Here is an 11,947-nt window from a genome sequence, read left to right as displayed (position 1 = left end):
TTGCAAATTTTTTAAGCAAAATTTTAAAAACTTTTTTATTAATATCCTAGTACTCTATAATTCTTAAATGCTTACCTAAAAGCTCTCCTGCGCTTTACTGATATTCTCTCGTTTTCAGTGGGGCAAAGATAATTACTTTAATGCATACAAAACAAATTTACTTTGAACTAATTATTGAAACGTGGAAAACAAAATTACTAAACAACTAGTATATAATATATTAATTCAAACTAGTCAGTTATCCACATTAAGGAATGAAACTTAAATATGGTTTTATACTTAAAAAAAATGCTTTATAAACATCTTATATATATAGTATCCTATCAAACATCCAACAGTGTCAGCGACAATATCGAGTGATTCCATAGATCTGCCTACCTTCATTTCCTCTTGCAATATCTCTGTAAGAAAAGCGTATATAAGAATTATTTGAAAAAAATAAGAAAATTTAATCTTGGGAAAAGCGGCAATGAAGGAAAAACCCAGTGCCGTAAATATACTCACGTGCAAAACTTTGTCAATCCCCTCAAACATGAACCAATACTCACGGTTTTCTTCGCCAGGTTTGAGAAGCATATAAGTAAGAAATGCCCAATAAATGGGCAAGATCTTAATAAATATTTTTGAAATTTTATCCAATGATAGCTTGATATTCTTCAGCAGAAAGTAATGCAGATTGATTTGCTCCATCAGTAATTTCTAATTTAATAATCCATCCATCACCATAAGGGTCCGTATTTAATAATTCCGGTTGCGTTTCCAACTTTGAATTAAATTCGATAACTTTTCCTGAAATAGGCAAGAATAAATCCGAAACAGTCTTTACAGCCTCTACACTTCCAAAAACATCTTCTCCATTAAGAACATCATCTACTGTATCTACATCTACATATACAATATCTCCAAGTTCTCCTTGTGCAAAATCAGTTATCCCGATTATCGCAATATTCCCTTCAATCTTGATCCATTCGTGATCTTTAGTGTACTTTAACTCTGATGGTGTGTTCATTTTCAAATTTTTATTTTTACAAATGTATTCAAAATTATATAAGCTTCAAATATCGGATATAAAAAATGTCCTCCAAATTTGAAGGACATTAAGTTATTGTATCTATTTTATAAACCTCCCGAATCGCCAAATGTAAATGTAGCAGAGATTCCCGCTCTTATAGTAGATAATGGAAACGCTGTAGATATCTTATATTTTGATGTCATTTGTTCATAAAACACTCTTAAATTAAGATTTTCTGATACATTATAGTCAGCAGAAAGTTTAATATTCATAAGCTTTTGTCCACCCGTAACCTGAGAATCATTTAATAAGATATTCATAATGCTTGTTTTACTATCTCTCAATGAAATATCTCCTCTAATATTAAGATCACTCCCTCTAGCTCTTCTTCCCCTTGTGTTGGTCATACCTAATCTAAAGTTACGAACTATATATCCTAATCTTACTACGTATTCATTATTTGCATCTTCTGTAAGCGTGTGATTTACTAATCCTAGCAATAGCATTCTTGTTTTATTGTACTGTATTCCAAATTGCATATTATTTCTCATCGTCACATCAACACCAATAAGAGGTGAGAAATTTTCAACATATCCTACCTGAGAAAAAGTGAATGGATTAACGAAGTCATCATTGACATCTCTTCCGCTACTTGTCAACGAAGTAAGCTTATTGAAATAATCAACACTTGATTGAATTCCCGTTGCTGTATACGTAGCAGAATAACTATGCAAAATATCAAATTTAGAGAACTGCCCATTAATGATTGGAATATTACGTAATCCTGAATATATTATTTTCCAATTTGGAATAGGAAGACCCGCTTTCTTTGCATTTCCAATCATTTTTGGAGATTTCCCTTCCACTGCAGCCCTAAATGCGGGTATTAAAACATACGCATTCGCAATGCTATGTCCATTTGTAAATCCATCAGCACCTACAGGCCCGCCCATTTGCTGAGAAATCATTTGTGCATTATTTCTAATGGACTGGTATACTGTTTGAATATCACTGAATGCTGTTTTAAGAAGTATCACAGAATTAGAATAGGTCACCATATCATTCGCAAAGGTGAAATTTGGATTTGGATTATTATTACTATCTAAATAATTAAATCCTGTCTGAGAAAAGTTCCTATTATAGGTATGCAATGCACTCACATCAATTCTAAGATCATTCATTGGTACTATTTGCAAATTCCCTCTTATTTCTCGTGTCGACATCTTTATATAAGGATCGGTCATTAATTCTGAATTACTCACCCATCCTCTTTCCATAACTAATCTTCTGATATCAGCTTGTGATCCTAATAAGAATCCAAGTGTTGGTCCTCCTATTGATTGACCATACCCATAAAAATTAGGAGTAGATAATAATCCTGGAAGTGATGTTCCATTATTCTCAGAATACGTAATGTCTAATTGTTTAAATGAAGTCAAAAAATAAGCAGCACTCTGTAATGGAGTAAGTTTGTTTTTGAATTTATATTTTTTAAATCTAAACTTTTTCTTTTCCCATTGTTGAGTATACACATTATTTAATGAGTCTATTTCCTGTTTACGCTTTTGAAGTTTTGTCGCTATATTTTTAAAATATTTAAACTGCCCAAAAAACTTAGGGAAATCTGCCGTAGCTGTCGCTTGTATAACATTTGTATTTTGTCCTATGGATCCTAAATTTCCTTCAGGGCTTGAAATTAATGCTGTGGATCTGGCATTCCAATTATAGGTAAATTCATATCGTAATTCCGCATCAATAAAATCTACATATGGCAAGTACTGGAATGGTAACTTATAATTTAGCTGAACTCTATGATTATACATTACTGGTCTACCCGCTCTAAATACATTTCCGAAAATAGAGCTTTTATCCATTGTATTTACATTCAGATTATCATTTAACGTTCTTGTAGCGGAGTTAATTTCCATCTTAAACGACTTAGTAAAGTTAAAACCTAACCCATATTGCCATCCAAAGAAAAATTGTCTGTTTTTAATCGCGGCAAAATCTTCGTTTAGATTTCCATTTAGAATTGCTTCAATATTCCTAAATTCAAGTTCATTATAATTTCTATCGATTTCTGTTCTAAATGAAAATCTTGTAGGTATTGGATTAAGATTGAACTCTTTTACCCATTTCAAATATTTTAACGACTTTGCCGTATCACTAATTAATTTATTGAAAGGTCTTATTACCCATGGTTTAAAGCTATAATTGTAATCAATATTTCCTTTTAAATATTGTCTGTAATTTCTTTTTGTATAAACATCTCTATAGAAATCATCATTATATATTGCAGTAACCGATAAGTTTTCTACATCATAAAACTTAGGTTTCCTATTTTGGTTCATCCTTTCTTTATGCATATTTAGGACTCCAATACTTCTCTGCTGAGTATATGTTCTTGCTACTTTTTTCAATTCTTCTCTATTAGCAGCTTTACTAAATTCCACATCGCTATCTAAAGGATTATATTTTGGATCCTTAATAGTTTGAGAATAAGAATAATTTACTGGAATCTTCAAACCAATTTTTTCCGGAAGAAACTTATCTACATTAATTGCCGTATTGATATTAAATGTTGATTCTGTATCTTGACTTCTTTCCGCCGGTCTAGAATCAATATTACCAAAACCTACTGAACTATAAGAGGCACTGGTATTAACTGTTGCAAAATCTCCCAAGTTAAAATTCAAACTTGCATTTCCCGCATATCCTCCATCATTTTCAATTTCAGAAAGACGAATCTCATTGACCCAAAGAACTCTTGTTATCCCCACGGCATCGTCCGCATTCCTAATACCGAGTACAATGGTAGTCACATTACCTAAGCTTGGTCGCCCTTTAATATAAATTCTTTTAAAATTGACATCACCTCCAAATACAGGATCTAAAACTCTTTTGGCAATATCATTTGGATTATTTTTATCTCTTCTAATTTTAGCATCTACCAAGTTTTGAATTTCAAGATCCACTTCATTCTCTACAGGCCAAATTTCCAGTGGTGTTGTTGCTGTTTTTGGAGTTAATCTTAAAGATGCCTCATATTCATAATAATTATCTGTAGCATCGTTACCAAAACGAATAAAGAATTTTGTTTTTTCATCTATAGATCCTATATTTTGATCTCTATTACTAGGATCTTCCGCATGTACAAAAAGTTTTAATTTTTTGTATCTTCTCATATCGAGGGTCGCATTTTTGAAAACACCTCGGGCTTCTGATGATGCCAGATTGTTTGCTCTCATATATAATGATGCCTCATTTTGTCTCTGCGCTCCCGCATTACCACTTAATACTTGTCTATCAATTCCCGGAGGTAGTACATATGGTGGCTGATTCAAAGAATTCTCTTCAATATTCACACTTCCTACTTCCAACCCCTGTGCTGAAACATCCATCGTTCCTTCATTAGTTGCAGGATCGGTAGGGTTTGTAGGGTCTGATGAATCTCTATATTTAGCAAGGTTTTTAGGATATCTTCTCCAATCCGATCTTACCAAATCAAATGTTCCAAATCTTAATGTGGATGTTTGATCGAAACCTTTTAATAATAGTCTGGCAAATCTTACATTATTAAGAATATCTGCCTGATGATCTCCCGCATCTGTAACAAATTGAGAAACCGGAACTCTGAATAAATACCATTTAACTTGATCTGTTTGGCCATTTTGAAATTGCGCTTGGGCAGTTTTAACATCTACAATATTATTTTGCCCTAAAGATAAACTTGCCTGATCAAGCCTTACTTCGTATTGATTATAGCTTTCACTTTGATCTAAATTATAATCTTTATTAATATCTTCTGCATCGGGTGTTTGAGAGGCTACTTCTAAAGAGTTACTTTGTGAGTTTCCTTCGGGACCTCTAAAATATTTATATCTCTGAATAAGTGAAGAAGCTTGACTTCCTGTAAACTTATCTGACATATAGAATACAAAGTCATCCAAAGCAGGATCCGAAATGTTCGTTACCGGATTTACAAATGTATTTCCAAATCTCATCGATTCCTGATCAGAACTTAAACCGTCGTATCCTACATCCTGTGCCGTTCTATCCTCACCTTCTGATGAGAAAGCATATAGTATAGGAGGCTGTTTTGGTTGTACTCCCCAATTTGAATTTGTTGTCGTTGATGGAGCAGATGCTGTAGGTAGTCCATTTTCATATTGCATAAACCCATCTTTTAATACATCTTCTGATACATTTCCGAGTTGTAGTAAAAGCTTAGGAGGATTACTTGGGTTATTTCCAAGAGTGTTTCCGTCTGCATACGGGTCCATTAACCAGAATTCAACATATTCTATATTGGAAGTGATAAAGTTGGAAATACTAATAGGTCTCATAATACCAGCCCATCTTTGCTGAGTACTCTCCGTATTTGGGTTTGTATTGTAGGGCCCTCTTTCGTTAGGATAGTATGAGATATCAAAAGTATTGGTATACGTTTGCTCACCTGCTACAAAATCCCTTTCATTAAATATCTCAGATAATTGAACTCTTCTAGATGCGTGATTTGAAACAGATTGAGGCGTAATTCCTGCAGGTGCACGCCCTCCAATTCCCCAAAATCTTGGATCAATATTATACCAAGACAAGAGCCCTCTTCCATAGCCATTGGCAATATCATTATTAGTCCCCGCTCCTTGGAATAAGGGATCTGTTTGATTTTTCTCCGGTTTGGAGGCTAAACTCCAAGCGATAGGTTCTTTCAGAGAAATTTTGGATGTTGTTTGCTCAAAATCGTCTATATAAGATTGATTATTGGTCCCTTTATTTAATCCTGGAAGTAAATAAGCTCCTTCCATTTTAAAATTCAAATTCGAAGGGGCTTCGGTATTGACAAAAGGTATCTTATCCGTAAGTCTTGTAAGGAAAGGAACTTCGTTATTATACATCAAATTAATCCCGGCCATTGTATTATTAACAGCTTCCTGACCGTAATTTACTTTTTGCGTAAGGGGTGATTCCGAATAGTTAACAACTGTTCCTCCTATAATAAAATTCTCACTGAATCTTCTTTCTAAATTTAATCCTAAAAATCTTTTTCTTTGTGTATTAAATGTCAATTGATTTTCTAACGAAATATTGATTGCCTGACCAGATTGCTTTACCTGCTCATTGATAATCGTTACGGTTCCCAACATATAATCAACCGTGTAATCCAGACCTTCTGTTAATTGAACTCCATTAGCAGAAACTTTTACTGAACCTTGTGGTACATTGACGGCTCCTAATGAGATTCCCTGTCCTTGAGTTCCTTTATAACGTCCTTCCATTGTATATCTCTGAGAAAGATTGTTTGATCTGGCAATTTCTTTCTGTTGATTATAGAGGTCATTATAGATATATTGTGGATCACTAGTTCCTAATACTTGTTGTAAATAAGCTCCAAAAGGTTTTGCTTTTGTGAAGATTACCCTTCCTGTCTCCGGCCTGATTGTTATTCCATTTACGAAGTCAAAAATTCCATCTCCCGTTGTGCTTCCGTTATTTTGCAAATCCCCATGCGTATTAAGACGATCCCAATTAAATATTTTTAATAAATTGGTATCTTGCACTGATGTCCCCGGAAGATAATTCACTTTACCTCCTGTTTTTTGATCTCTATAAAAAACATTCAGTATAAAATTATCCTGTGCCACTTGTCCAGCATCAAGAGAATATATATTCTTCATCATCAGATCCCACATTGGAGAAGCTGTGTTTATTTTATTATTTGGTCTCAGCAATTTTGTAACTAATACGGGACTTTCTTCAGAAAATTCTCCTACTTTAAATACTTGATTATTTCCATTGACTGTATAAGAATAAGAAACGGCTAATAGTTGATTTTCATTTAATTTTTGATTTAATGAAATGTAGCCTAATTGTGGTTGCAACGTATATTCGTTGGTATTAAGTCTTCTCGCTTTTCTGTTAAAAATATACTGTTCTCCATTGTCATACGGATTTGTATCACCTGGAAAAACTTGTCCTTTTAAAATGTCTCCATAATTAGCTCCTGCATCTCTTGGAGTACCTATGGTATTTGAAATCGATTGATAAAGTCCGTTTTGTGAATTATCAGGCATTCCCGAAGCTCCTTCTCCTAAATCCCTAATTCCAACTATACTTTTTTGAAATTGTAGATTGGTATTTCCTTGATCCAGTACCCAAACTTCAAGTCGGGTAATACTGACTCTTGAATTGATTTGGGGGTAATTAAGTAATGCATTATCATAATTATCTAGAAAGTAATGTCCTAAAAAGTAGTGTTGATTGTCTTCATAATCTATTGCATTAATTTTAAATGTATTCACCACACCCCCTCCCTGCACAACAATATTTCTAGCTTCTCCTTGTTGCTGGGAAAGAACAACTGTACCAAAGGTTTTTCCTAATTGAAATTCAGTTTTAACTCCAAATAATGATTGAGACCCTCTAATCAGACTCGTAGAAAGTGGCATATTAATATTACCAAATTCAACTCTTTTTATAATTTTATCTTCTCCGCCAGCACTAGGCTTATCGACATCTCCCAATCCTTTACTTTGTAAATCTTTCCAACTTCCCTTAGCCTGCCAAACAAGATTCATTCTATTTTCAAATGCAAAACCACTTTGTGTATCATAGTTCGCTTTTAATTGTAAGTTCTCACCTACTTTACCTAATAGCCCCAGCTGAATTCTCTGATCAATATCAAAAGTAAAGCTCGTCCTGTTTTGAGGTAAAATAAGCGGATTATCTATTTTTTGATATAGCCCTGCGAAATCAAAGGATGCATATCCCGAAGGAATAATTTCTATTTTATTACTTCCAAAAATACTTTCAAAAAGCCTATTATTGATTGTTAAAGAAGGTATCAGACCTTTTTTCGCAGCATCAGTTTTATCTTTTCTATAAAGCAAGCTATATTTTTCAGACTTTTCTTTATAATAAGCTTTGGTCTGTGCTGCTAGCATAAATTCCTTATACTCTTCAGGCGACATTGCTGTAGGAGTACCGGTAACAGTATTTCCTATTTTAGGATATACATAGTACATTCCTGTCTTTACATCATAAAAAGCTTCAAACTGAGTAGGATCAGCCAATTCATAGTCTTTTTTTATAATAGCACTATCACGCACTTGCTGTCCTAAAGCATTTAATGATAGACAAAAAAACGACAGAAATAAAAATATCTTGAGGCACTTATTATTTTCCACCAAATGTTAAATGTTTTTTAAAATTTGTTTAACTAGCTCTTCAACCAAAATGTTTGGATCTTGTTTGATTATTTTATCTGCAAGTTTCTCACTCATACGTTTAGGAATTCCTAGAACTTCTAATGCTGATAACGCTTCTTCTTTAATTTTATTATTTACAAATGTAGAAATATTTTCTTCCGGATTACTGAATTTCTGGACTTTATCCTTAAGATCCACAATTATTCTTTCTGCAGTCTTTGCTCCTATTCCTTTCGCCTTTTGAATTATATTGCTATTACCGGAAAGTATAGCTGAAGCGATTTCCTCTAGAGTTAAAGTTGAGAGCAATATAAGGGCAGATACAGCACCTACTCCATTAACACTTATTAACAAATTAAACATCTCTTTTTCCGAACGAGTGTTAAAGCCAAAAAGCAAATGTGCGTCTTCTCTAATAATTTGTTGAATAAACAGAAAAGTATCCTGATTCAAAATCAGTTTTTGTGAGGTCATGAGGCTAATACCTACATAATAACCAACACCTTGTATATTGATGACTGTGTACGTTGGCGTGAGTTCTTGAACTTTGCCCTGTAAAGAAAATATCATTATTAATTTTTAAAACTCCCAAATATAGTAATTTAAACTAATTAATGATTTCATTTCACGCCCGAATGAGTTTTAACTTATTTTTTGAGACTTAACTTAAGAAACGAACAAAAAAATAAAAGACTTCAAATTTTGAAGTCTTTATAAAATTATCATTAATTAAAAATCTATTTAATTTAAAAATTACTAGGCAATTTCAATATGGGAATAATCATCTATTACTTGAAAACAACCATTATCCAGCAATTCTTCTTTTGAATGAGTTGTGGTAATTCCGACAACTTTTATTCCAGCAGCTAATGCTGCTTTTATTCCCCCTATTGAGTCTTCAACAACTATAGAGTCTTTACGGTCAATTTGTAATTTGTCTAATGTTTTCAAGAAGATTTCAGGATCTGGTTTTCCTTTCACAACTTCTACTCCCCCTGTAATTTGTTGAAAAAATCTTTTGACATTTAACCCATCCAAAATAAAATCAATACTGAAAGGAATCCCCATAGTGGCTAATCCTACTTTTTTTTGTTTCTGATTTAACTTTTGAAGAAAAAAAGTTAATCCATTTACTTCTTTTATATGGTTTCGATATAAATTTTGATAGGCTTCTTCTTTTTTCAATCCCAAGTCATATATCTTCTCTCTTGAAATGTCATTTCCAAAAAAACGAACTATCATTTCATTCATAGTGCCATGATTGTGAGCCACAAAATGTTCAGGTTCTATATTAATTCCATATTCTTTAAGAAATAGTATCCATGAGTCTTCATGATAGGAAATATTATCCACAAGGGTGCCATCCATATCAAAAATAATCGCTTTTTCTTCAAATTTCATCCTCAAAAACCGTTATATTGATTTAATTTTTATATTCCTTACCCTCTCTTCTTTGCGCATCAAGAACAGCAATTGTAGCTAAATTGACTATTTCGTCTACGCTTGATCTCATTTGTAATACATGAACCGGTTGCTTAAGTCCCATCAAAATAGGTCCTATTACCTGAGCCACCTTCATTCCTCTAATAATTTTATACGAAAGGTTTGCACTTTCAAGGTTAGGGAAAACAAATGTATTTGCTGGAGTTGTCCCCAATTTTGAGAACGGATAATCACTTAAATGATCCGAATTCATTGCAAAATCAGGCTGAATTTCTCCATCCACAATCATTTTAGGAAACTTTTCATGGAGTATACTGACCGCCTTTGCAACTTTTTTGGATGTATCTGAAATTGCAGCAAAATTCTCAAACCCTAGCATGGCAATTCTCGGTTCAATAGCAAATGACTTCACCGTCATTTCTGCCATCTTTGCTATATTTACCAAATCTTCAGCCGTTGGATTTTGATTGATGGAAGTATCTGCAAAGAAAATAGGCTTCTTTTCAGATAAAACAATCATCATCGCGGCTACTTTATCAACTCCTTTTTCTTTTTCAATAACTTCTAGAACAGGTCGTAAAACGGAAGTATAGTTTTTAGAAAAGCCAATAATAAGTCCATCTGTATCTCCATGTCTCAACATTAAAGGCCCAAAGTAATCTCTTTGGCGAACATATCTTTTAGCTTTATACTCATTCATTCCTTTTCTTTGACGAAGTTGCCAAAGAGTTTCTCTATATTTTTTTCGATTCTCTTTCTGATCATCATCACTCGGGTCTATAATCGGAACATCCAAATTGATTCCGAAACGCTCCATCTGCTCTTTAATATATTTTTTATCTCCCAAAAGACTAGGATAAGCAATACCTTCTTCATAAAGAATCTGTGCCGCCTTCAATACATTATACTCTTCTGCATTCCCTAATGTAATTCTTTTTGGATTAGATTTTGCCCTATTTTGCATCATTCTGACCAACTTCTCATCTCTTCCCATTCTATCAAGAAGCTGATTTTCATACTCTTCAAAATCACTAATTGTTCTTCCTGCTATTCCACTCTCAATAGCTGCTTTCGCAACAGCACTTGAAACTTTAGTGATTAACCTATTATCAAAAGGTTTAGGAATAAAATATTCTCTACCAAATTGTAAATTTTGAATATTATATGCTAAAATTACCGCTTCCGGAACAGGCTCTTTAGCCAAATTTGCAATAGCATGAACAGCTGCTAATTTCATTTCTTCATTAATCCCTGTTGCTTGAACATCTAATGCTCCTCTAAAAATATAAGGAAATCCTAGTACATTATTTACCTGATTAGGAAAATCACTCCTTCCCGTTGCCATAATCACATCTTTACGGGTTTCAATAGCCAAATCATAAGCAATTTCAGGATCCGGATTAGCCAATGCAAAAACAATCGGATTTTCTTTCATGCTATTCAGCATTTCAGGGGTCATTACATTCCCTTTTGATAATCCTACAAAAACATCAGATTCTTTTACGGCATCTTCTAATGTTTCAATGCCCGTATGTACAATAAAATCCAATTTTTCCGGTGTCAGGTTTTCTCTCTTATGATTGATAACTCCTTTACTATCACACATCAAAACATTTTCTTTCTTAAGCCCTAATGCGATATAAAGTTTTGTACAGGCAATCGCTGCTGCTCCGGCACCATTTACTACCATTTTAACATCTTCAATATTTTTATTGGCAATTTGCAAAGCATTAATTAATGCCGCTGCAGAAATAATGGCAGTACCATGTTGATCATCATGCATTAAGGGAATATCTAATTCCTCTTTTAATTTTTGCTCAATATAAAATGCTTCAGGAGCTTTAATATCTTCAAGATTGATACCCCCGAAAGTAGGAGCTATTCCTTTTACAATTTCAATGAATTTATCCGGATCTTTTTCATTAATCTCAATATCAAATACATTAATATCTGCAAAAATCTTGAATAATAATCCTTTCCCTTCCATCACGGGTTTTGATGCTTCGGCTCCAATATCGCCCAACCCTAGCACAGCAGTACCATTTGATATCACCGCTACTAGATTCCCTTTTCCTGTATAGTCATATACAGTTTCCGGTTTATCATGAATTTCCATACAAGGAACAGCAACCCCCGGCGAATAAGCCAATGATAAGTCTCTTTGAGATGAATGCGGCTTTGAAGGGATCACTTCAATTTTTCCTTTAGGTTCAGCTTTATGGTAATCTAACGCGGCTTGATTAAAGTTCTTTTCGTCGCGGTGGGTTTTATTTGACATAAAATT

Annotated in this window: 6 protein-coding genes; all 6 read right to left on the bottom strand. The window is 33.5% G+C overall.

Annotated elements, in window-relative coordinates; genetic code table 11:
- Positions 1 to 279: 279 nt before the first annotated feature.
- On the bottom strand, positions 280 to 576 hold the full coding sequence (locus CHRY9293_RS09180) for a VanZ family protein (protein ID WP_394351030.1): 297 nt from the start codon (positions 574 to 576) through the stop codon (positions 280 to 282).
- Positions 577 to 631: 55 nt separating this feature from the next.
- Positions 632 to 1,009 carry a glycine cleavage system protein GcvH gene (gene gcvH / locus CHRY9293_RS09175; RefSeq protein ID WP_162032705.1) on the bottom strand — a complete coding sequence of 126 codons (378 nt, stop codon included), beginning with the start codon at positions 1,007 to 1,009 and terminating at the stop codon, positions 632 to 634.
- 107 nt (positions 1,010 to 1,116) lie between these two features.
- Positions 1,117 to 8,199: a T9SS outer membrane translocon Sov/SprA gene (gene sov / locus CHRY9293_RS09170; protein ID WP_162032704.1), complete on the bottom strand. Its 7,083-nt coding sequence runs from the start codon at positions 8,197 to 8,199 to the stop codon at positions 1,117 to 1,119.
- 6 nt (positions 8,200 to 8,205) lie between these two features.
- Positions 8,206 to 8,790 (bottom strand): Holliday junction branch migration protein RuvA, encoded by a 585-nt coding sequence (ruvA, locus tag CHRY9293_RS09165; protein ID WP_122634777.1) that lies wholly within the window; start codon positions 8,788 to 8,790, stop codon positions 8,206 to 8,208.
- Between the two features lie 186 nt (positions 8,791 to 8,976).
- Positions 8,977 to 9,621 carry an HAD family hydrolase gene (locus tag CHRY9293_RS09160; RefSeq protein ID WP_162032703.1) on the bottom strand — a complete coding sequence of 215 codons (645 nt, stop codon included), beginning with the start codon at positions 9,619 to 9,621 and terminating at the stop codon, positions 8,977 to 8,979.
- A gap of 22 nt (positions 9,622 to 9,643) precedes the next feature.
- Complete coding sequence (locus tag CHRY9293_RS09155) at positions 9,644 to 11,941, bottom strand: NADP-dependent malic enzyme (protein WP_162032702.1); 2,298 nt, start codon at positions 11,939 to 11,941, stop codon at positions 9,644 to 9,646.
- Positions 11,942 to 11,947 lie beyond the last annotated feature (6 nt).

This window comes from Chryseobacterium potabilaquae (assembly GCF_902728265.1).
GTDB classification, from domain to species: domain Bacteria; phylum Bacteroidota; class Bacteroidia; order Flavobacteriales; family Weeksellaceae; genus Chryseobacterium; species Chryseobacterium potabilaquae.
Note: the sequence above shows the minus strand (reverse complement) of the source record. Positions and strands in the feature narration are given on the sequence as shown.